The following is a 21279-nucleotide window of genomic DNA, read 5'->3' on the forward strand; positions in this document are numbered from 1 at the left end:
GCGCGCGTAATGGTGCCCGTCGGGTATGCGTCTCCGGGTCCTCCTGCCCACTGGCCGTGGTGGCGCGCGAGCGCGATCGAGGCCCATGACTGCGACGAGGAACCGATGTGGTGCCGCCGCTGCTACGGGGCCCGCGTCGGGGGAAGCAGCCGCCGGCCGATGCCTGGATGCCGCGGCCGTGGCCAACCGCCGGTGGCCACTCAGCCGAGGAGGAAAGACGTTCGGCTTCCGGGTGAATCAGGTCGTTCGGTGAGTGGCGACCCACGTGGCAGCGGGTAGGCCATGGTGCTGTCGGGCAAGCAGCGGACAGGGAGCAGCCCTATGCCGAAGTTCCTCATCCAGGCCACCTACACGCCAGAGGGCACCAAGGGGCTGCTCAAGGAAGGCGCCAGCGGCCGGCGCGACGCCGTCGACCGAGTCGTCGCCGACCTCGGCGGGACGGTCGAGGCCATGTACTTCGCCTTCGGCGAGGACGACCTCGTGTGCATCATCGACCTCCCCGACCCGGTGTCGATGGCCGCCGTCAGCCTCACCGTCAAGGCCAGCGGCGCCCTCTGCACCCGGGCCACTCCCCTCCTCACACTCGAAGAGATCGACCAGGCCGCCCGCCGAGAGGTCGCCTTCCGCGCTCCGGGCGCGTAAGCCGGGAACGGCCTGGCGGGGGGCGTGCCAGACCGTGCGAGTAATCATGGGGATCAGCACGCGGGTGTTGACGGTAGGGATCCGGCCCACCGGATGGGACGCGGATGCAGATCGAGTCCCAATCGAGCGGGCGAAGCTCGGCAGGCTCACCTCGTACACCGAGCTCAACGTGACCCTCGCCCGGCGGACAGGCTGCCGGCCCTTCGACTTCGACCGGGCTGACGAGCGGGAGGCGATGGGGTACCTGCTCGGACTGATCGTGGAGCGGGACCGGGAGATCGCCCCCTCGGACCCGCCTCTATCGCCCCCTCGGACCCGCCCCTCATGCTGTCGGCCCTGGTGAACTACTTGGGTGCCAACGATGCCGGTGCCGGCTTCTATCAGCTGGCCAAGGAACTCCGGTTGCTCCCCGTGAGCGCGTCGGCGGACGAGAAGCTCGGCTTCTGGGCCGAGCAGGTGAAGCGGATCCACGCACGGCATGGGGCTGGTTCGGCCAGGGCGTGAAACCGCCGTCTCGGGCTCCTCCTCCCGCGAGAGCCGTGGGTGGCTAGTCTTCAGGCGTGACCACCGAGTTGGCTCTGCTGTCCGAAGTCGCCTGTCGCGGGCGGGAGATCACCGCCCCCCGGCTGCGTGGGCTGGTGGCGTTGCTCGCCGGGGATCTGCGGGCCGGGTGCAGCACGGGGCGGCTGGTGGAGGGGCTGTGGCCGGACGGGCTGCCGGAGCGGCCCGGCAAGGCGGTGCAGGTGCTGGTGTCGCGGCTCAGGGCGCAGGTGGGTGGTGAGCTGGTCGTCAGTACGCCGACCGGGTACCGGCTGGCGCTGGAGGAGGCGCAGGTCGACAGCTCCGCGCTGCTGCTGTTCGAGGCGGGGAGCGCCGAGCGGGCGCGGGCGGGGGATCACGCGGGTGCCCTGGCGCAGGCCGAGGCGGGCCTGGCCCTGTGGGACGGGAGCGTGGAGGCCGGGGCGGGCGAGGACCTGCACGATCCGGTGGTGGCGCTCCGTACCGACCGGCTCCGGGCGCATCGCTCGCTCGTTCGGTCCCGTGCGCTCGCGCTCGCCCGGCTGGGGCGGCGGGAGGAGGCCGCGGTGCCGCTGGCCGAGCTGGCCCGGGAGCTGCCGCGGGACGAGGAGGTGCTGGCGGAGCTGCTGCGGTGCGAGGCGGACACCGTGGGCCGGGCCGCCGCGCTGACCCGGTACGACGCCTATCGGCGGCGGCTGCGCGAGGAGCTGGGGACCGATCCGGGTCCCGGGCTCAGGTCCCTCTACCAGGAGTTGCTGAGCGCGGACGCGCCCCGGGTCCGGCAGGGAGTGCCGCACGAGCCGAACCCGCTGCTGGGGCGGGACGCCGACGTCTCCGCCGTGGCGGGGCTGCTGCGCGCGGCCCGGGTCGTCACCGTCGTGGGCCCCGGCGGGCTGGGCAAGACCCGGCTGTCCCATGCGGTGAGCCGGGCGGCCGAGCAGCCGGTGGTGCACTTCGTCCCCCTGGCCGGTGTCACCGCCGACGACGACGTCGCCGCAGAGGTGGCCTCGGCGGTGGGCGCGGGCGAGGGCCGGCAGTTCGCCGGGGGCGGCGACGCGGTGAGCGGCATCGCCGGCGCGCTGGGTACGGGGCCCACGCTGCTGGTGCTGGACAACTGCGAGCAGGTGATCGCCGGCGTGGCCGACCTCGTCCGGGCGCTGGTGTCGCGGTCGAAGGAGCTGCGGGTCCTGGCGACCAGCCGGGCCCCGCTGGGGCTGACCTCGGAGTCCGTGTACGCCCTGCCGGAGTTGTCCCTCGCCACCTCGGTCGAGCTCTTCGAGCAGCGGGCGCGCGCGGCCCGGCCCGGCGTGGACCTGCCCGCCGACCGGGTCGCCGAGATCTGCCGCCACCTGGACGGGCTGCCGCTCGCCGTGGAACTGGCCGCGGCCCGGGTACGGGTGCTCTCCGTGGCCGACATCGCACGCCGCCTCCGGGACCGTTTCGCGCTGCTGCGCGGCGGCGCCCGTGACGCGCCCGAGCGGCACCGCACGCTGCACGCCGTGGTCGAGTGGAGCTGGAATCTGCTGGAGCCCGACGGCCAGGCGGCGCTGCGCGCGCTGTCGGTGTTCCCGGGCGGCTTCGCCGAGGACGCGGCGGAGTACCTGCTCGGTGGGACGGGGGACGCGCTGTTCCTGCTGGAGCAGCTCGCCGGCCAGTCCCTGGTCAAGGTGGACGACAGCCCGTCCGGGACGCGCTTTCGCATGCTGGAGACCCTGCGGGAGTTCGGCGCCGCCCGGCGGGCCGAGGCGGGCGAGGAGGAGGTGGTGACCGACCGGTTCCTGGACTGGGCCCGGGACTTCGGCCGCGAGCACCACGATGTGCTGTTCAGCAGCGACCCGGCGCCCTCCTGGAACCGCATACGGGCCGAGCAGGACAACCTCGTCCTCGCGCTGCGGCACGCGCTGGCCCGGTCCGACGGGCCCACCACCGCCGCCCTCACCGCCGTACTGGCCTCGCTGTGGGCCACCGACTCCCACTTCACCCGGCTCGCCGCGCTCATCGCCGACACCGGCGGGCCGCTGTCCCACTTCCGCCCCGGCCCCGAGGACGTCGAGCCGGCCCGCACCGCGGCGGCCGTGTGCACGGCCAGCCTCTTCATGGCCCACGGCCCTCACGCCGTACGGCCGTTGGCGACGCTGCGCCGGCTGCCGCCCGCTCCGCCGGACACGCTGCTGCGGGCGCTGGCCGTCGTGCTGTGCGCCGTCCCGGACATCCACCCGCCGGCGTACGCGCTGCTGCGGGAGCTGTGCGACGCGGAGGAACCCCTGCTGGCGGGTGTGGCGGCGTGCTTCGCCAGTTACGTGTGGGACGCGGCGCACGAGACGGAGCGCGCGCTGGAGTACGCCCGCCGGATGCTCGACGCGCTGGAGCCGCTCGCCAACCCCGCCATGCAGCTGCTCTGTCACGGACGGATCAGCGAGCTGTGCCTCCAGTCCGAGCGGGGCGCGGAGGCGTACGACCATCTGCGCGCCGCGCTCGCCGCGCTCGACCGGTTCGGCGACTGGTCGGACTCGATCGGGGTGCGCTGGGGACTGGTGCTGGCCTGTCTTCAGCGCGGGGAGGTCGACGAGGCGGAGTACTGGCTGGGGCTCGCGGCCCTGGAGCAGCCGCCGGACTCACCGCAGATCTACACCCCCGATCTCCTGGCCCGGGCGGAGATCGCGCTGGCCCGGGGGCTGACGGAGGTCGGGCTCGGGCTGTGGCGCCGGGCGGTGGAGCGGGTGCGGGAGGACAGCCTGCTGTATGCCGGTGATCCGTTCGTGCATCCCTGGTCGCTCCAGGTGCAGTCGGCCGCGCTGGCGGCGCACGCGCAGCACGGCCGGCTGGAGCCGGTGGCCGGGCTGGCCGGGCAACTGCGGGAGCGGCTCCTCGGGATGCTGTCCGGCGCGTCCGGCACCACCGGCTCGTCCGGCACCGCCGGCTCGTCCGGCACCACGGCCTCGTCCACGTCCGGCTCGTCCGGCACCACGGCCTCGTCCACGTCCGACTCGTCCGGCACCACGGCCTCGTCCACGTCCGACTCGTCCGGCACCACGGCCTCGTCCACGTCCGACTCGTCCGGCTCCCCCAGCACCTGGAACTCCCCTGACCCCCCGGGCTCCCCCGGCACCTCCGGCTCCCCTGACTCCCCCGGCTCCCCCGTGGAACTGCACGTCTACGGCACGGTGTTGCTGGCGCTCGGGCTCGCCGGGCTGGCCAGGGGCGATACGGCGGCCGTACGGCTGGTGGCGCTGGCGGAGCGGATGCCGGTGGTGCGGGACTTCCCGACCCTGTCCTCGGCCCGGTCCCGGCAGGCGGCCGAGAACGCCGACAGGGCGGCGTACGCCGACGCGAGGTCGAGGTACGCCGCCCTGGGGCGGGAGGAACTGCGGGCGGCGGCACTGCGGGAGCTGAGCGCCGGGTGATCCGGGAGAGGCCGGACGCCGGCCGGTCCCGCCGGGGTCAACGCCGCGGCTCCCGGTTGAACTGCGCCTTGGACCACAGGTAACCCAGCACGGTCAGCACCAGGCACCAGGCGACGGCGAGCACCGCGTTCTTCGTGCCGATCCCGCTGCCGAGCAGCAGCCCGCGCAGGGTCTCGATGGCGGGCGAGAACGGCTGGTACTCGGCGAACCAGCGGAACCAGCCCGGCATGGCGTCCACCGGCACGAAGGCGCTGGACAGGAACGGCAGCATCACCAGGGGCGTCCCGGTGTTGCTGGCCCCCTCGGGGTTGGGGCTCACCAGGCCGATGCCGACCGCGAGCCAGGTCAGCGCCAGGCTGACCAGCGCCATGAGCCCGGCCGCCGCGATCCACTCCAGCGGCGTCGCGTCGGGCCGGAAGCCGATGGCCAGGCCGATGCCCAGCAGCAGCACCAGGGCCATCAGCGTCTGGATGACGCTGCCGAGCACATGGCCGATCAGCACGGAGGCGCGGGAGATGGCCATGGTCCGGAACCGGGCCATGATGCCCTCGGTCATGTCGGTGGCCACCGACACGGCGGTGCCGAGCGAGGTCATGCTCACGGTCAGCAGCAGGATGCCGGGGACCAGGTAGGCGACGTAGTCGGCGCGGTCCGCGTGCCCGCCGTTGATGCCGGCGCTCATCACGTCGCCGAAGACGTAGACGAAGAGCAGCAGCAGGATGACCGGGGTGAGCAGGAGGTTCAGGGTGAGGGAGGGGTAGCGGCGGGCGTGCAGCAGGTTGCGCCGCAGCATGGTCAGGTTGTCGCGGAAGGGGTGGCCGGCGGCGCTCATCGGGCGGTCTCCTTGTCGGTGGACTGGGCAGGTACGGGGCTCGCGGTGAGGGCGAAGAACACGTCGTCCAGGTCCGGGGTGTGGACGGACAGCTCGTCGGCCTCGATATCGGCGGCGTCGAGCCAGTCGAGGACGGCGCGCAGCTCGCGCTGGCTTCCGTCGCTGGGGATCTGGAGGGTGAGCGCCTCGTCGTTCCGGGTGGCCTCGCGCAGCGCGGTGGCCGCCCGCTCGTACGCCACCGGGTCGGCGAAGCGCAGCCGCACGTGCCCGCCGGGGACGAGCCGCTTGAGCTGCTCGGCGCTGCCGTCGGCGACGATCTTTCCTCCGTTGAGCACCGCGATGCGGTCGGCCAGCTGGTCGGCCTCCTCCAGGTACTGGGTGGTGAGGAAGACGGTCGTACCGCCGGAGACCAGTTCGCGGATGATCTGCCACATGGTGTGGCGGGAGCGCGGGTCGAGGCCGGTGGTCGGCTCGTCCAGGAAGATGATCCGCGGGCTGCCGACCAGGGTCATGGCGATGTCCAGGCGGCGCTTCATGCCGCCGGAGTAGGTGGAGGCGGGCTTCTTCGCGGCCTCGGTGAGGTCGAACCGGGCCAGCAGCTCGGCGGTGACGCGCCGTCCCTCGTGCTTGGAGAGGTGGTGCAGGTCCGCCATCAGGAGCATGTTCTCCTCGCCGGTGATCAGCCCGTCCACGGCGGAGAACTGACCGGTGACCCCGATGGCGGCCCGCACCGCCTGCGCCTCGGCGGCGAGATCGTGCCCGGCGATCCGCGCCTGTCCGCCGTCGGGGGAGATCAGCGTGGACAGGATGCTGACCGCGGTGGTCTTGCCGGCACCGTTGGGTCCGAGGAGGGAGAAGACGGTGCCGGCGGGCACGTGGATGTCGATGCCGTCGAGGACGGTCTTGTCCCCGTAGGACTTGCGCAGCCCGGTGGCCGCGATGGCGAGTTCGTCCGTGTCCGTTGTCGTCATGCCGCAGAGCGTGCGGCCCGGGCGGTTCAGCGTGGCTTCACCGCGGTTTCAGCCGCGCGGGGAGGGGACCGGGGTGATGAAACCGTCCGGCGCTCCCGAGTGGCCCGGCGCGGCCGGGATCTAGGCTTCCAGACATGAAGGAAGCCCCGTTGAACTTCTGGTCGCTCTACAGCCACGGCTTCGCGCGGATCGCCGCGTGCACCGGCCACACCGTCATCGCCGACCCGCAGGCCAACGCCGAGTCGGTCCTGCGCCTGGCGGGCCGGTGCGCGGACGAGGGCGTCGCCGTCGCCGTCTTCCCCGAGCTGGGCCTGACCGGCTACTCGATCGAGGACCTGCTGCTCCAGGACGCGCTGCTCGACCAGGTCGAGGCGGCGCTGCGGACCATCGTGACCGGGTCGGCGGAGCTGCTGCCGGTGCTGGTCGTCGGCGCCCCGCTGCGCCACCGCCACCGGATCTACAACTGCGCGGTGCTCGTGCACCGCGGCCGGATCCTCGGTGTCGTACCGAAGTCGTACCCGCCGACCTACCGCGAGTTCTACGAGCGCCGGCAGATCGCCGACGGGCACGACGAGCGGGGCGGGACCATCCGGGTCGCGGGTGCCGAGGTGCCGTTCGGGGTGGACCTGCTGTTCGCGGCCGAGGACGTGCCGGGGCTCGTGCTGCACACCGAGATCTGCGAGGACATGTGGGTGCCGGTGCCGCCGAGCGCGGAGGCCGCCCTCGCCGGGGCGACCGTGCTGGTGAACCTCTCGGGCAGCCCGATCACGGTCGGCCGGGCCGAGGACCGCAAGCTGCTGTGCCGCTCGGCGTCCTCCCGCTGCCTGGCCGCGTACGTCTACGCGGCGGCCGGCCTCGGAGAGTCGACCACCGACCTGTCCTGGGACGGGCAGACCATGATCTACGAGAACGGGGTGCTGCTCGCCGAGACCGACCGCTTCCCGCTCGGCGACCAGTACGCGGTCGCCGACGTGGACCTCGACCTGCTGCGGCAGGAGCGGCACCGGATGGGCACCTTCGACGACAACCGCCGGGCCCACGCCGCCCGGACCGGTGACTTCCGGACCGTCTCCTTCGAGCTGGACCCGCCGCTCACCGACCTCGGGCTGCGCCGGCGCGTGGAGCGGTTCCCGTTCGTGCCCGCCGACCCCGAGCGGCTCGCCCTGGACTGCTACGAGGCCTACAACATCCAGGTCGCCGGGCTCCAGCAGCGGCTCGCGGCCATCGGCGGGCCGAAGGTCGTCATCGGCGTGTCCGGCGGCCTGGACTCCACGCACGCGCTGATCGTCGCCGCCCGGGCGATGGACCGCGCGGGCCGCCCGCGCGGCGACATCCTGGCCTTCACCCTGCCGGGCTTCGCCACCAGCGACCACACCAAGGACAACGCGCACAAGCTGATGCGGGCGCTCGGCGTCACCGCGGCCGAGCTGGACATCACGCCGACCGCGCGGCTGATGCTGAAGGAGATCGGCCACCCGTTCGCCTCCGGGGAGCCGGTGTACGACGTCACCTTCGAGAACGTGCAGGCCGGCCTGCGCACCGACTACCTGTTCCGGCTGGCCAACCAGCGCGGCGGCATCGTCCTCGGCACCGGCGACCTCTCCGAGCTGGCGCTCGGCTGGTCCACGTACGGCGTCGGCGACCAGATGAGCCACTACAACGTCAACTCGGGGGTGCCGAAGACCTTCATCCAGCACCTGATCCGCTGGGTGATCAACAGCGGCCAGTTCGACGAGGAGACCGGCGGGATCCTGGCCGCGATCCTGGACACCGAGATCAGCCCGGAGCTGGTGCCGGGCGAGGAGATGCAGTCCACCGAGTCGAAGATCGGCCCGTACGCGCTGCACGACTTCACCCTCTTCCAGGTGCTGCGCTACGGCTTCCGGCCCTCCAAGATCGCCTTCCTGGCCTGGCACGCCTGGCACGACGCGAAGTCCGGCGCCTGGCCGCCCAACTTCCCCGAGGCCAAGCGGGTGGCGTACGACCTGCGGGAGATCCGGCACTGGCTGGAGGTGTTCTGCCGCCGCTTCTTCGCGTTCTCGCAGTTCAAGCGCTCGGCCATGCCGAACGGCCCGAAGGTGTCGGCGGGCGGCTCCCTCTCCCCGCGCGGCGACTGGCGGGCCCCCTCGGACGGCAACGCGGAGGTGTGGCTCAGGGACCTCGCCCGCTTCGACTTCGACAGCGCGGCGGCCGACCGGTAGCCGGTGCCGGTGCTGGTGGCCGGGGCCGGTGCCGGTGGCCGGTGCCGGTCAGGTGTTCCAGGTCTCGTCGTACGGGTCGCGCGGTACCGGGACCGGACGGCTGGAGCTGACCTTCAGGTAGGGAACGGGGCCGTCGTTGACCGGATCGCGGGCCAGTCCGGGGGCGTACGCGCCCGTCACCTCCAGCCAGGCGTCCGGGCGCAGGACCGGCGGCAGCGCGCCGGTCAGCGCGATCTTCACCGGCTGGGCGTCCGCGGCACAGCAGTTGAGGGCCATGCGGACCAGGTAGGGCCGGCCCGCGTGGTCCAGGGCCAGGAAGCCGGTGACCCGGACGGCACGGCCGTGCAGGGAGCGGCCGTGTCCGTAGGCCGCGCGGGAGGCGTAGTCGACGACGGAGAGCGGCACCGGATCGCCCGCCGGCAGCGGGCCGTAGCCGTACGGCTTCTGCAGGGCCGTGCCGGAGCGCAGGGCGCTGTAGGAGCCGAGGGCCGGCGGTGCGATCAGGATCAGGGCGAGCAGCGGCAGCAGGAGCAGCCAGGCGACACGCGGCTCGGGGTGCGGGTGCCGCTCCCGGTCGCGCCGGCGCTCGTACCAGGCCGTCGCCAGGGCCGCCGCGATCAGGACCGCGCCCGAGGCCAGCAGCAGCGGGCGCAGGCCCGCCTTGACGTACCGCAGATACAGGTCGGTGGTGCCCGCGTGCAGCAGCGCGCCGCCGAGCAGGAACAGGACGGCCGCCTGGGCCTGGCGGTTCACAGCAGCACCGCCCCGGTCAGTACGGCGCCCGCGACGGCCAGCGCGAAGGTGGCGGGCGCGAACCGGAGCGCGAAGCCGCGGCCGAAGGTGCCGGCCTGCATCGCGAACAGCTTGAGGTCGATCATCGGGCCCACCACCAGGAACACCAGCTTGGCCGTCGGGGAGAACTGGGTGAGGGAGGCGGCGACGAACGCGTCGGCCTCCGAGCAGATCGACAGCAGGACGGCGAGCACGGCGAGGGCGAGCACCGAGACCAGCGGGGTGCCGGCGGCCGTGCGCAGCCAGTCCGCCGGGACCGCCGCCTTCAGGGTGGCCGCGGCCGTCGCGCCGAGCACCAGGAATCCGCCCGCGTGCATGACGTCGTGCCGGACCGCGCCCCAGAACGCCTCCCCCTTGGTCGCGCCCTCGTGCGCGCCGTGGGCCGGGGGGCGCAGCCAGTCCGTCCGGCCCAGCCGCTGCCACAGCCAGCCCATCGCGCAGGCCACCAGCAGGCTCGCCGCGAACCGGGCCAGGACCATCTCCGGGTGCCCGGGGAAGGCGACGGTGGTGGCGGTCAGCACCACCGGGTTGATCGCGGGCGCGGAGAGCAGGAAGGCCAGGGCGGCGGCCGGGGTCACGCCCCGGCGGACCAGGGCGCCCGCCACCGGCACCGACGCGCACTCGCAGCCCGGCAGCACCGCGCCCGCGATCCCCGCCACCGGCACGGCGAGGGCGGCCCGGCCCGGCAGGGCGCGTGCGAAGAAGGACGCCGGGACGAACACCGCGATCGCCGCCGACAGCAGCACGCCCAGCACCAGGAAGGGCAGTGCCTGGACGGTCACCGCCACGAACACCGTCGTCCAGCTCTGCATCAGCGGAGTGCCGAGGGCCCCGCGGATCGGCGACTGCGCGAGCACGGCCGGCAGGAGCACCAGGGTCAGGGCCAGCGGGGAGCTGAGCCGCCGGTTCCGCGGGGAGCCGTCAGGGCTCGTGTCCGTACCCGGCGGGGCGTCTTCGGTGATGGCCACGGGCGGTTCCCTCCGGCTGCTGCTCTCCCTCCCCTTCCCTACGCGGGTACCGGCGCGGGTGTTCAGACCGTTGCTGGAACCACTCGACTCCTTGGTGCACTCTTTTCCCTCGTGGGGAGCGTTCCGTATCAAGGGGGGCCGGCGTCTTTGCCGGCGCACATGGTGGTGTGCGGTGACGACGGTCTCGCGCACCGGCTGGCCGCCGAGTTGCGCGGGGTCTACGGCGAGCAGGTCACCCTCGTCGTGCCGCCCAACGAGCGCACCGTCCGGCCCCCGGTGGTCGGCCGTGCCCGGTCCGCGTCGGCGGCGCTGTTCGACCGTGTGGTCAGCGCCGCCGTGGGCACCGTCGGCCGCTCCGGCACGGGCGGCCAGCCCGCCGGCGCCGCGGCCGGCCAGCACCCCGACGTCGAAGGGGTGCTGGAGGCCGCCGAGCTGACCGAGGCGGTGCTCGCCGAGGCCGGGGTGGCCCGGGCTGCCGCGCTGGCCCTCGTGTACGACGACGACGAGACCAACATCCGGGCCGCCCTGACCGCCCGCCGGCTCAACCCCCGGCTGCGGCTCGTCCTGCGGCTGTACAACCGGCGGCTGGGCCAGCACATCGAGGAACTCCTCGACCAGGCCGCCGCGTTGGCCGCGGGGGACGACGGCGGCCCGGGCACCGCCGCCGAGGCCTCCACCACCGTGCTGTCCGACGCCGACACCGCCGCACCCGCGCTGGCCGCCACCGCCGTCGCCGGCACCGGCAGGGTCGTCCAGACCGAGGGCCTGCTGCTGCGGGCCGTGGAACGACCGCTGTCCGGGGACGGCCCCGGCACCGGGCTGTACACGCTCGCCCTGCTCTCGGGCGGCGACCCGGCCGGCACCGACGCCCCCGACGGCGCCGGGGAACAGCAGCCCCGGCTGCTCCCCGACGACGAGGAGGTCCGGCAGGCGGCCGGACGGCAGGCCGTGGTGCTGGAACACGTCTCCGCCCCGGCCGGCGGCGAGTCCGCCGCGCCCGCCCGTCGCGCGATGACCGGCGTGCCCCCGCTCGGCTCCCTGTTCTCCCGGCGGCTGCGCTGGTCCCTGGCCGTGCTCGCCGGCTGCGTGGTGGGCCTCGCCGTCGCCCTGTGGCTGGTCACCGGCATCCATCCGCTGCGCGCCTTCTACATCACCCTCCTCGACCTGTTCGCGATCGACGACCCGGCCCTCAGGCAGCCCCTGGGCCGCCAGCTCCTCCAACTCCTGTCCGCGCTCGTCGGGTTGCTGCTGCTGCCGTTGCTGCTGGCCGCCGCGCTGGAGGCGTTCGGCACCTTCCGCACCGCCTCCGCCCTGCGCAAGCCGCCGCGCGGCCTGAGCGGCCATGTCGTCCTGCTCGGGCTCGGCAAGATCGGCACACGGGTGCTGACCCGGCTGCGGGAACTGAACATCCCGGTGGTGTGCGTCGAGTCCGACCCGGAGGCGCGCGGGCTCGCCACCGCCCGCCGGCTGCGGGTGCCGGTGGTACTCGGGGACGTCACCCAGGAGGGCGTCCTGGAGGCCGCCCAGATCCAACGGGCCCAGGCCCTGCTCGCGGTGACCAGCTCCGACACCACCAACCTGGAGGCCGTGCTCTACGCGCGGACCGTACGGCCCGATCTGCGGGTGGTGCTGCGGCTGTACGACGACGACTTCGCCACCGCCGTGTACCGCACCCTGCGCACCGCCTACCCGCAGGCGCTGACCCGGAGCCGGAGCGTCACCCACCTGGCCGCCCCGGCGTTCGCCGGGGCCATGCTGGGGCGGCAGGTGCTCGGGGCCGTCGCCGTGGAGCGCAGGGTGCTGCTGTTCGCCGCGGTGGACGTGGACGGGCATCCCCAGCTGGAGGGCCGCACCGTGCGGGAGGCCTTCCGGGCCGGGTCCTGGCGGGTGCTGGCGCTGCTGGGCCGCGCCGACACCTCTTCCTCCCATGTGCTGGGCAAGGGGGACCGGGTGGTCGTCGCCGCCACGCGAAGGGGTCTCGCGGAGCTGCGCTGACCCTGGGCCCTGTCCTAGGGTCTTTCGTCCGACCTAGGCCGGCAGGTGCCGTGCCGCGAATTGCAGTTCCAGTCTCACCTGCTTGATCCGCTCGTCCACCACCAGCGAGCCGTGGCCCGCGTCGTACCGGTACACCTCGTGGACCGCGCCCCGGGTCTCCAGTCGCTTGACGTAGTTGTCGATCTGGCGGATCGGGCAGCGCGGGTCGTTGACGCCCGCCGAGATGTAGACGGGGGCCTTGACCTGGTCGACGTACGTCAGCGGGGAGGACGCCTCGAAGCGCTCCGGGACCTCCTCCGGGGTGCCGCCCAGCAGGGTGCGGTCCATGGCCTTCAGGGACTCCATCTCGTCGTGGTACGCGGTGACGTAGTCCGCGACGGGCACCACCGCGATGCCCAGCGCCCAGGCCTCCGGCTGGGTGCCGACGCCGAGCAGGGTCAGATAGCCGCCCCAGGAGGCGCCGGTCAGGACCAGGCGGGCGGGGTCGGCGAGACCGGAGGAGACCGCCCAGTCGCGCACCGCCGCCACGTCCTCCAGCTCGATCAGGCCGACCCGGTGCTTGAGGGCGTCCGTCCAGGCGCGGCCGTAGCCGGTGGAGCCGCGGTAGTTGATGCGCACGACCGCGTAGCCGTGGTCCACCCAGGCGGCCGGGCCGGCGGCGAAGGAGTCGCTGTCGTGCCAGGTCGGGCCGCCGTGCAGGTCGAAGACGGTGGGGAGGGGACCGGTGGCGCCCGCCGGCTTCTGGACCAGGGCGTGGATCCGGCCGCCGGGGCCCTCCACCCACACGTCCTCCACCGGCACCGACGCCGGGCACGCCATGCCCGGAGGGTCGAGCACCACACCGCCGGCCGTGGAGCGGACCGCCGGGGGCTCGGCGGCCGACGACCACAGGTACTCCACGCTGCCGTCGGGGCGGGCGGTCGCGCCGGAGACCGTGCCGGGCGGGGTGGGGATGCGGGTCAGCTCGCGGGCCGCCACGTCGTACCGGAACAGCTCGCTGCGGGCCTCGAAGCCGTGGACGATGAGCAGGGCCGAACCGTCCGGGTACCACTCGGCGCTGACGTCACCGGGCAGGTCCAGGGCCAGGTCGGTCTCCTCCCCCGTGGCCACGTCCCACACCAGCGGCTCCCAGCGGCCCCGGCGCTGGTGGCCGATGAGCAGCCGGGTGTCGCCGTCGACCGGGGCGAAGCCCAGCACCTCCAGGCCCAGCTCCTCGGTGCCGCCCTTGGTGTCGTCCAGCTCGGCGACCGTCGTGCCGTCCGGGCGGAGCACCCGCAGGGCCGCGTGCATGGCGTCGCCGTGCTCGGTGTGCTCCACGGCGATCAGGGAGCCGTCGTGCGAGAGGTCGCCGACGCCTGCCGACTCGCGGTGGCGGTAGATCTCCACCGGGTCCGCGCCCGCGCGGGCCAGGTGGATCGTCGTGCCCTCCTCGTCCGTGGAGCGGCCGACGACCGCCGTGCGGCCGTCGCGGGACAGGGCGAGGCCCGCCGGGTAGGACGGGTCGAGACCGGGCACGGCCGGCTCGTCCGGGCCGCCCGTGAAGGGCTGGCGGCGCCAGATGCCGAACTCGTCGCCGTCCTTGTCGTCGAACCACCAGATCCACGCGCCGTCCGGGGAGAGCACGCCGTCCGTCGTGCCGTTCGGCCGGTCCGTCGCCTGGCGCTGCTCGCCCGTCGCCCTGTCCCAGGCGTACAGCTCGTACGTCCCCGTCGCGTTCGACACGAACAGGGAGTGGTCCGGCGCGTCCTCCGCCCAGTCGGGCAGCGACACCCGCGGCGCCCGGAAGCGCTTCTCCCAGTCCGGCATGTCCGCTGTGTGCTGCGTGTTCGGCGTACCGCCGTCGTTCATGGCCCCAGTCATGCGCCCATAGTGCCTGGCCGCGCCGACAATTGGGTGGCGGGAGCACACAGCCTGTGGATAACTTCCGCGGCATGAGCGTTTCCGCCACTTCTCCGTCCACACCCGAGGGGTCGGCGTTCCCGTCCGCGCCTGAGCACTCGTCCCCGTCCGTCCCCGAAGGCTGGCGCGAGGACAACAGGGCCATGTGGGACGAGAGGGTGCCCCTGCACGTCGCCGGACCCTTCTACGACCTCGAAGGCTTCCGCACCCGCCGGGACGACCTGCGGGACTTCGAGCGGGCGGAGGTCGGGGACGTCAGCGGGAAGTCGCTGCTGCACCTGCAATGCCACATCGGCACCGACACCCTCTCCTGGCTCCACCACGGCGCCGCCCGCGTCGTCGGCCTGGACTTCTCCGCGCCCGCGGTGGAGGCGGCCCGCACGCTCGCCGCCGACCTCGGGTACGGCCCCGACCGGGCCGCCTTCGTCACCAGTGACGTGTACGACGCGGCCGGGGCCGTGCCCGAGCCGTCGTACGACATCGTCTACACCGGGCTGGGCGCCCTGTGCTGGCTGCCGGACCTCGGGCGCTGGGCACGGACGGCCGCCTCCCTCGTCGCGCCCGGCGGCTTCCTCTACCTCGCCGAGTTCCATCCGATCACCGAGACCCTGGACGACGAGACCGGCACCCGGATCGTGCGCGACTACTTCACCCGGGACGCGCAGGTGTGGAACGAACCGGGCACCTACGCCGACCTGGACGCCGCCACCGTCCACAACCGCAGCGTGGAGTGGCAGCACCCGCTCGGGGATGTGGTCTCCGCGCTCGCCGCGGCCGGGCTGCGCATCGAGTTCCTGCACGAGCACGACGTGTCGATCTTCCCGCGCTTCAGGAACTTCGAGGTGCGCGACGGCTACCACAGGTTCCCGGCGGACCATCCGCGCATCCCGCTGATCTACTCCCTGAGGGCGAGCAAGGGCTGACCCACGGCATGGACGCCGGGGTGGGCGCCGTACCGTGGAGGGCGTGTACCGGTTTCTGCTGACACCCCGCTGGTGGGGCATCAACGTCTTCTTGCTGCTCGCCGTCCCGTTCTGCGTCTTCATGGGGTCGTGGCAGCTGAGCCGGTTCGAGGGGCGGGTGCAGGACCACCGTGCCGCGACCGAGCAGGCCGCCTCGGACCGGGGCGAGGCCGCGCGCCCGCTGGACTCGATGCTGCCCGTCGACAAGAGCACGGCGGGGCGGCGGGTCACGGCGAGCGGGCGGTACGGGGAGCAGTTGCTGGTGCCCGGGCGGGAGCTGGACGGCAAGCGCGGCTTCTACGTCCTGACGCTGCTGCGCACCGGTTCCGGCAGGGCGCTGCCGGTGGTGCGGGGGTGGCTGCCGGGTACGGCGGACGCGGCGAAGGCGCCCGCGCCGCCCCGGGGCGAGGTCACCGTCACCGGTGCGTTGCAGGCGCCCGAGACCCCCGGGGACAACGGGGTCAGCGCGCAGGGCGGGCTTCCCGCCGGGCAGACCTCGGCGATCAGCCCGGCGTCGCTGGTGAACCTGGTGCCGTACCGGCTGTACGACGCCTGGGTGACCCTGGACGAGGGGGACGCCGGGATGAAGGCCGTGCCCGCGAGCGCGCCGAGTGGCACGGGGCTGGACCTCAAGGCGTTCCAGAACCTCGGTTACACCGGCGAGTGGTTCGTGTTCGCGGGCTTCGTGGTCTTCATGTGGTTCCGCTTGCTGCGTCGCGAGCTGGAGTTCCAGCGGGACGCCGCGCTCGGGCTCGTGCCGGAGGAGTCGGAGCAGTCCCCGGTACCGACCGGCTGACCCGCGCCCCGCAGGGGTGCGGGGAACGGCGCGACCAGCCACGACGGCCCGGTCGCGCGCGCTCCCCCGGACGGACGGCGTCGGCGCACCCCGCTCCCGGCGGAGCGTCAGGCGCCCGCGAGCACCCCGGTGTAGTAGACCGTCCCGGCGCACGCCCCGGGCACCATGGCCGTCGCCGTCGGCGAACCCCCCTGTGCCGTGTGGGTCACCGTGATGCTGCCGTCGGCGGTGCCGTCCTCGGTGGCGAGCTGCGGGGTCGTGCCCTCCGAGCCGGTGGTGTCGGTCGTGGCGCCGGCGGTGCTCTGGGTGGGCGACGGATCGGGTGACGGGCCGGTCGGGCCGGGGTCGCCGGGACTGCTGTCGCCGCCGGTGGTGGGGCAGGTCTCCGAGGGGACGAAGGCGAACTTCTCCTCGTAGGCCGCGCCCGGCTGGAGGACCAGCCCGGTGACCTCCTGGGACGGGTCGGGCAGGGCGGTCGCCGCGTCGCCGGCCGCGTGCCGGGCGGTGAGGATCTTGGCCGGGTCGGCGGCGCCCTGGGCCGTGGGCGTGATGCTGCCGGCGCCGGCGACCGTGCAGGCGGTGCCGGAGATGTTGGTGACGCGGAAGGTGCCGTAGACGACCCCCGCGGTGTCGGGCGCGTTCGCGCTGCCGGTGGCGGAGCCGAGCTGGGTCGCCGTACAGAGCGGGACGCCCGAGGCCGCCGTGGCGGTGGGGTCGGCGGCGGCGGTGGAGCCGCCGCTGCCGCCGGGCTTCGTGCCCTTGTCGTCGGGCGGGCCGGACTCCTTGCCGGGCTTGGCCGTCGTACCGCCGGCGTCCTTCGGGTCGCCCTTGCCGGTGCCCTTGTCCTTGCCCTCCCCGGTGCCGCCCTGGGCCTGGGAGTACTGGCCGGCCATCGCGGTGTTGGGGTCGGAGCCGCCGGCCTGGGAGACGTGCACGAGGGCGGGGATCGCGGTGCCGATGAAGAGGGCCGCCGCGGCCATGCCGACCACTGCCTGGCGCTTGCGGGCGCGGCGGGCGGGGACGGCCCGGCGCAGGTGGTCCAGGGTGCCGGTGCGGGGTTCGATGTCGTCGACCGCCGAGTGCAGCAGTCGGCGCAGGGCCAGTTCGTCGGAGTCGGGCCCCTCCGGGCTGTGGACTCCGTCGAGCCTCTCCGGGCCCTTGTCGTCGGGGCCGTGGTTCACAGTTCCGTTCCCAGCGTGCGATGGCGTGTGCTGTTGCCCGTTGCGCTCCGTCGGCTCGTGCCAGGCGTAGGGCTCGTGGCGTTCATGGGAGTGGCGCTCATGGGAGGCGCCCTCTTCGGCGCGGTCGCTCATGCCGGTGTCCCCATGGCGACCCGCAGCGCGGCGATGCCTCGCGAACCGTACGCCTTGACGGAGCCCAGGGATATGCCGAGCGTCTCGGCGACCTGGGCCTCGGTCATGTCCGCGAAGTAGCGCAGCACGAGCACCTCGCGCTGGCGGCGCTGGAGCCCCTTCATCGCCTTGATGAGGTCGCGGCGCTCCAGCTGGTCGTAGGCGCCCTCCTCCGCGCTCGCCATGTCGGGCATCGGCTTGGAGAGCAGCTTCAGGCCGAGGATGCGCCGGCGCAGCGTGGAGCGGGAGAGGTTGACGACCGTCTGCCGCAGGTAGGCGAGGGTCTTCTCGGGGTCGCGGACGCGCTTGCGGGCCGAGTGGACGCGGATGAAGGCCTCCTGGACGACGTCCTCGCAGGAGGCGGTGTCGTCGAGGAGGAGTGCGGCCAGGCCGAGCAGCGAGCGGTAGTGCGCCCGGTAGGTCTCGGTGAGGTGGTCGACGGTCGTGCCGGCGGCCTCGGTCGCCACGGCACCCGCGGGTTCCTCGGCACCGTCACGCTGACTGGGTATGCGGGCGGGCCGCGCTGCGGGCATGGGCGCGATCACCGGCATGCCGCCGGGCGGGCGGGGCCGCAGGGCCGTACCACCGCGGGCCACACTGAGTTCGAGTACCTCTGCCACGCCTGTTGGACACGCTTCCCCCCTCGGGGGTTGTACGTGCCGGGCGTCACATGTGCGACAACCGGCGGTGCCTCAAGTGCCGTCATGCGTCCCGCTCTTCCCTTATGTCCCATATGCACAGGCGCCCCCACGCCCCGACCACGGCGTCCCCACGCCAGGATCATCACGTCCCCAGGTCCCGCAAGGGTGACCGCAAAGACGCTCCCCGCCTCCATGCGGTTGCGGAAGGCGGGGAGGGAAATCCTCTGTCGTCGGCGGGAGTGGTTCAAGGGATTTGGACCATGCTCCCGGCCACAGTCTTTACGTAGATCCTACAAAGTTCAACAGCTACGTGGGGGCGGACAGCTCCGCCGCGATCAGCTCGGCGATCTGCGCGCAGTTCAGCGCGGCGCCCTTGCGGAGGTTGTCGCCGCACACGAAGAGCTCCAGCGCGGTGGGGTCGTCCAGGGCCCGGCGCACCCGGCCCACCCAGGTCGGGTCGGTGCCCACGACGTCGGCGGGGGTGGGGAACTCGCCGGCGGCCGGGTCGTCGCACAGCACCACGCCCGGCGCGGTCGCGAGGATCTCGCGGGCCCCGTCGACGCCGACCTCCCGCTGGAAGCGGGCGTGGACGGTCAGCGAGTGCGTGGTGATCACCGGCACCCGGACGCAGGTCACGGCGACCGGCAGCGCCGGCAGGCCGAGGATCTTGCGGGACTCGTCGCGGACCTTCATCTCCTCCGACGACCAGCCGTCCTCCCGCAGCGACCCGGCCCACGGTACGACGTTCAGCGCGACCGGCTCGGGGAACGGCCCGGTGTCGTCCCCGACGGCCCGCCGCACGTCCCCGGGCTTGGTGCCCAGCTCGGTCCCGGCCACCAGGGACAGCTGGGCCCGCAGCGTCTCCACGCCGGCCCGCCCGGCCCCGCTCACCGCCTGGTACGACGACACCACGAGCCCCCGCAGCCCGAACTCGGCGTGCAGCGCGCCCAGGGCGACGATCATCGTCAGGGTCGTGCAGTTCGGGTTGGCGACGATCCCGCGCGGCCGGGACCGTACGGCGTGCGCGTTGATCTCGGGCACGACGAGCGGCACGTCCGGGTCCATGCGGAAGGCGCCGGAGTTGTCGACGACGACCGCGCCGCGCGCGGCGGCGACCGGCGCCCACTCGGCGGCGACCTCGTCCGGGACGTCGAACAGCGCGATGTCGACCCCGGCGAAGGCGTCCTCCGTCAGGGCCATCACCTCGACCTCCTCGCCGCGCACGGCCAGCTTGCGGCCGGCCGAGCGCGGGGAGGCGATCAGGCGGATCTCGCCCCAGACGTCCGCGCGCTGGGACAGGATCTGGAGCATGACCGTGCCGACGGCTCCGGTCGCTCCCACGACCGCGAGCGTCGGCCTGCCGGTCATCGGACGGTGTCCCGGCTCATCGGCCGGTGCCGCCGTAGACGACGGCCTCGTCGCTGTCGGAGTCCAGGCCGAAGGCGGTGTGGACGGCGCGGACGGCCTCCGGCACGTCGTCGGCGCGGGTGACCACCGAGATGCGGATCTCGGAGGTCGAGATCAGCTCGATGTTCACACCGGCGTCGCTGAGCGCCTCGAAGAACCCGGCGGTGACGCCCGGGTTGGTCTTCATACCGGCGCCGACCAGGGAGATCTTGCCGATCTGGTCGTCGTAGCGCAGCGAGTCGAAGCCGATGCCGGAGCGGTTCTTCTCCAGCGCGTCGATGGCCTTGCGGCCCTCGGTCTTCGGCAGCGTGAAGGAGATGTCCGTCAGGCCCGTGGAGGCGGCGGACACGTTCTGCACGACCATGTCGATGTTGATCTCGGCATCGGCGATGGTCCGGAAGATCGCGGCGGCCTCACCCGGCTTGTCCGGCACGCCGACGACCGTGATCTTGGCCTCGGAGGTGTCGTGCGCGACACCGGAGATGATGGCCTGCTCCACCTTCTTGTCCCCAATCGGCTCACTGCTGACCCACGTGCCCTGGAGTCCGCTGAAGGACGACCGGACGTGGATCGGGATGTTGTAGCGGCGGGCGTACTCCACACAGCGGTGGAGGAGCACCTTGGAACCGGAGGCCGCGAGCTCCAGCATGTCCTCGAAGGAGATCCAGTCGATCTTCTTCGCCTTCTTCACCACGCGCGGGTCGGCGGTGAACACGCCGTCGACGTCGGTGTAGATCTCGCAGACCTCGGCGTCGAGCGCGGCGGCGAGCGCCACGGCGGTCGTGTCGGACCCGCCGCGGCCCAGCGTGGTGATGTCCTTCTTGTCGGCGCTCACGCCCTGGAACCCGGCGACGATGGCGATGTTGCCCTCGTCGAGAGCCGTCCTGATCCGCCCCGGCGTGACGTCGATGATCCGGGCTTTGTTGTGGACCGAGTCGGTGATGACGCCTGCCTGGCTGCCGGTGAAGGACTGGGCCTCGTGGCCCAGGTTTTTGATCGCCATCGCCAGCAGGGCCATGGAGATCCGCTCTCCGGCGGTCAGCAGCATGTCGAATTCCCGCCCGGCAGGCATGGGAGAGACCTGCTCGGCGAGATCGATCAGCTCGTCCGTCGTGTCGCCCATCGCGGAAACGACGACGACAACCTGGTTGCCGTTCTTCTTCGCTTCCACGATCCGCTTGGCGACGCGCTTGATGCCTTCGGCATCGGCTACGGAGGAGCCTCCGTACTTCTGCACGACAAGGCCCACGTGCGCTCCTCGCTCGGTTCGTTTGTGTCGGCTCAGTCTATCGAGCGTCCGAATTCCACCACCCTGCTCCCGCATGGTGAGACATCCGCCGCTCGGTCCCGACCCCTGCCCAGCGAATGCCGCACCACTCGGAAAGTGCCCTGGCTCACAGTGTGCGCCGGCGGGCCGGCCCCGGCAGCCGGGCGCGGAGCGGTGCCCGGCTCAAGCCCCCGGCTGACCCGCGTTTCCGGTGGACGCCGAGCCGATGTCCCCGCCGGCCGCGATGGAACGGGCGCCCGAGGCGCGCACATCGCCGGCCCCCGGCGCGCCCGGCGCCGGCGGTGCGGGCGGGATCGGCGAAGGCGGCGTGGCCGCGCCGCCCGTGGAAGCGAAACCGATGCTGCCGCCCGCCGCGACGGCGCCCTCGCCGGACGCCTGCACCCCGCGCGCCGGAGCCGGGGGCGGGGGCGCCGGGGTCGAGCCGCCGAACTGCGTGATCGCCGCCAGCACCAGACCGACCACGCCGACCGCTCCACCGGCCACGCTCGCGACCTGGTCCGCCGCTCCCAGATCGACGAAGGCGAGAGCGACCAGCGTGCTGACGCCCACGGCGCAGATGCCCAGTCCGGCCCATGCCCACGGCTTCAACGTCATGGGGGCATCATGCCTG

The 21279-nt window shown here is 73.4% G+C and carries 17 protein-coding genes; 7 read left to right on the forward strand and 10 right to left on the reverse strand.

Annotated elements, in window-relative coordinates; translation table 11 throughout:
• Positions 1 to 321 precede the first annotated feature (321 nt).
• From AQJ11_RS16230 to AQJ11_RS16240, 3 genes are all read left to right on the forward strand, one after another.
• Entirely contained in the window at positions 322 to 642 is a 321-nt protein-coding gene (locus AQJ11_RS16230; protein WP_014674007.1) for a GYD domain-containing protein, read from the forward strand.
• A 324-nt stretch (positions 643 to 966) separates the two neighbouring features.
• Positions 967 to 1146 (forward strand): hypothetical protein, encoded by a 180-nt coding sequence (locus AQJ11_RS51065; RefSeq protein ID WP_244218266.1) that lies wholly within the window; start codon positions 967 to 969, stop codon positions 1144 to 1146.
• Positions 1147 to 1202: 56 nt separating this feature from the next.
• The gene (locus AQJ11_RS16240) at positions 1203 to 4565 is read left to right on the forward strand and encodes an ATP-binding protein (RefSeq protein WP_059263542.1); all 3363 of its coding nucleotides are present in this window, start codon (positions 1203 to 1205) and stop codon (positions 4563 to 4565) included.
• Positions 4566 to 4602: 37 nt separating this feature from the next.
• Here AQJ11_RS16240 and AQJ11_RS16245 read toward each other — a convergent pair whose 3' ends face one another.
• Positions 4603 to 5397, reverse strand: a complete 795-nt coding sequence (locus AQJ11_RS16245; RefSeq protein ID WP_058081299.1) for an ABC transporter permease — start codon at positions 5395 to 5397, stop codon at positions 4603 to 4605.
• A complete protein-coding gene (locus AQJ11_RS16250; RefSeq protein ID WP_059263543.1) occupies positions 5394 to 6368 on the reverse strand; it encodes an ATP-binding cassette domain-containing protein in 975 nt (324 codons plus the stop codon). Before AQJ11_RS16250 ends, AQJ11_RS16245 begins: the two co-directional genes overlap by 4 nt.
• 134 nt (positions 6369 to 6502) lie before the next feature.
• Here AQJ11_RS16250 and AQJ11_RS16255 point away from each other — a divergent pair, with 134 nt between their 5' ends.
• Positions 6503 to 8569 (forward strand): NAD(+) synthase, encoded by a 2067-nt coding sequence (locus AQJ11_RS16255; RefSeq protein ID WP_208616534.1) that lies wholly within the window; start codon positions 6503 to 6505, stop codon positions 8567 to 8569.
• Positions 8570 to 8617: 48 nt separating this feature from the next.
• Here the strand turns inward: AQJ11_RS16255 and AQJ11_RS16260 are convergent, their stop codons facing one another.
• Together AQJ11_RS16260 and AQJ11_RS16265 are read right to left on the reverse strand one after the other, a co-directional pair.
• Positions 8618 to 9322, reverse strand: a complete 705-nt coding sequence (locus tag AQJ11_RS16260) for a TIGR03943 family putative permease subunit (RefSeq protein WP_059263545.1) — start codon at positions 9320 to 9322, stop codon at positions 8618 to 8620.
• Entirely contained in the window at positions 9319 to 10329 is a 1011-nt protein-coding gene (locus AQJ11_RS16265) for a permease (RefSeq protein ID WP_059263546.1), read from the reverse strand. The genes AQJ11_RS16260 and AQJ11_RS16265 overlap by 4 nt, the downstream gene beginning before the upstream one ends.
• Positions 10330 to 10488: 159 nt before the next feature.
• Between AQJ11_RS16265 and AQJ11_RS16270 the strand changes: the two genes are divergently transcribed.
• On the forward strand, positions 10489 to 12324 hold the full coding sequence (locus tag AQJ11_RS16270; protein WP_059263769.1) for an NAD(P)-binding protein: 1836 nt from the start codon (positions 10489 to 10491) through the stop codon (positions 12322 to 12324).
• A gap of 33 nt (positions 12325 to 12357) precedes the next feature.
• On the opposite strand, the gene AQJ11_RS16275 is transcribed toward AQJ11_RS16270, so the two are convergent.
• Positions 12358 to 14172, reverse strand: coding sequence for a S9 family peptidase (locus tag AQJ11_RS16275; protein WP_059263547.1), 1815 nt, complete (start codon positions 14170 to 14172; stop codon positions 12358 to 12360).
• A 194-nt stretch (positions 14173 to 14366) separates the two neighbouring features.
• On the opposite strand from AQJ11_RS16275, the gene AQJ11_RS16280 reads away from it, so the two are divergent.
• Together AQJ11_RS16280 and AQJ11_RS16285 are read left to right on the forward strand one after the other, a co-directional pair.
• Entirely contained in the window at positions 14367 to 15146 is a 780-nt protein-coding gene (locus tag AQJ11_RS16280) for a class I SAM-dependent methyltransferase (protein ID WP_059263548.1), read from the forward strand.
• A 43-nt stretch (positions 15147 to 15189) separates the two neighbouring features.
• A complete protein-coding gene (locus tag AQJ11_RS16285) occupies positions 15190 to 15981 on the forward strand; it encodes an SURF1 family protein (RefSeq protein ID WP_203348978.1) in 792 nt (263 codons plus the stop codon).
• A gap of 107 nt (positions 15982 to 16088) precedes the next feature.
• Here AQJ11_RS16285 and AQJ11_RS16290 read toward each other — a convergent pair whose 3' ends face one another.
• The 5 genes from AQJ11_RS16290 to AQJ11_RS16310 form a co-directional block, all read right to left on the reverse strand.
• Positions 16089 to 17162, reverse strand: coding sequence for a hypothetical protein (locus AQJ11_RS16290; RefSeq protein ID WP_058081291.1), 1074 nt, complete (start codon positions 17160 to 17162; stop codon positions 16089 to 16091).
• Positions 17163 to 17290: 128 nt separating this feature from the next.
• On the reverse strand, positions 17291 to 17953 hold the full coding sequence (locus AQJ11_RS16295; RefSeq protein ID WP_244218267.1) for a SigE family RNA polymerase sigma factor: 663 nt from the start codon (positions 17951 to 17953) through the stop codon (positions 17291 to 17293).
• Between the two features lie 327 nt (positions 17954 to 18280).
• Positions 18281 to 19342: an aspartate-semialdehyde dehydrogenase gene (locus AQJ11_RS16300; protein WP_014673992.1), complete on the reverse strand. Its 1062-nt coding sequence runs from the start codon at positions 19340 to 19342 to the stop codon at positions 18281 to 18283.
• 16 nt (positions 19343 to 19358) lie between these two features.
• On the reverse strand, positions 19359 to 20630 hold the full coding sequence (locus AQJ11_RS16305; protein ID WP_014673991.1) for an aspartate kinase: 1272 nt from the start codon (positions 20628 to 20630) through the stop codon (positions 19359 to 19361).
• 201 nt (positions 20631 to 20831) lie between these two features.
• Positions 20832 to 21263, reverse strand: a complete 432-nt coding sequence (locus AQJ11_RS16310; RefSeq protein ID WP_059263549.1) for a hypothetical protein — start codon at positions 21261 to 21263, stop codon at positions 20832 to 20834.
• Positions 21264 to 21279: the final 16 nt, after the last annotated feature.

This window comes from Streptomyces corchorusii, assembly GCF_001514055.1.
GTDB lineage: Bacteria > Actinomycetota > Actinomycetes > Streptomycetales > Streptomycetaceae > Streptomyces > Streptomyces olivaceoviridis.

Coding starts and splice junctions, on each gene's coding strand:
- AQJ11_RS16255 (WP_208616534.1), top strand. CDS start 6,503: ATGAAGGAAGCCCCGTTGAACTTCTGGTCGCTCTACAGCCACGGCTTC.
- AQJ11_RS51065 (WP_244218266.1), top strand. CDS start 967: ATGCTGTCGGCCCTGGTGAACTACTTGGGTGCCAACGATGCCGGTGCC.
- AQJ11_RS16230 (WP_014674007.1), top strand. CDS start 322: ATGCCGAAGTTCCTCATCCAGGCCACCTACACGCCAGAGGGCACCAAG.
- AQJ11_RS16270 (WP_059263769.1), top strand. CDS start 10,489: ATGGTGGTGTGCGGTGACGACGGTCTCGCGCACCGGCTGGCCGCCGAG.
- AQJ11_RS16300 (WP_014673992.1), bottom strand. CDS start 19,342: ATGACCGGCAGGCCGACGCTCGCGGTCGTGGGAGCGACCGGAGCCGTC.
- AQJ11_RS16250 (WP_059263543.1), bottom strand. CDS start 6,368: ATGACGACAACGGACACGGACGAACTCGCCATCGCGGCCACCGGGCTG.
- AQJ11_RS16310 (WP_059263549.1), bottom strand. CDS start 21,263: ATGACGTTGAAGCCGTGGGCATGGGCCGGACTGGGCATCTGCGCCGTG.
- AQJ11_RS16245 (WP_058081299.1), bottom strand. CDS start 5,397: ATGAGCGCCGCCGGCCACCCCTTCCGCGACAACCTGACCATGCTGCGG.
- AQJ11_RS16275 (WP_059263547.1), bottom strand. CDS start 14,172: ATGAACGACGGCGGTACGCCGAACACGCAGCACACAGCGGACATGCCG.
- AQJ11_RS16280 (WP_059263548.1), top strand. CDS start 14,367: ATGTGGGACGAGAGGGTGCCCCTGCACGTCGCCGGACCCTTCTACGAC.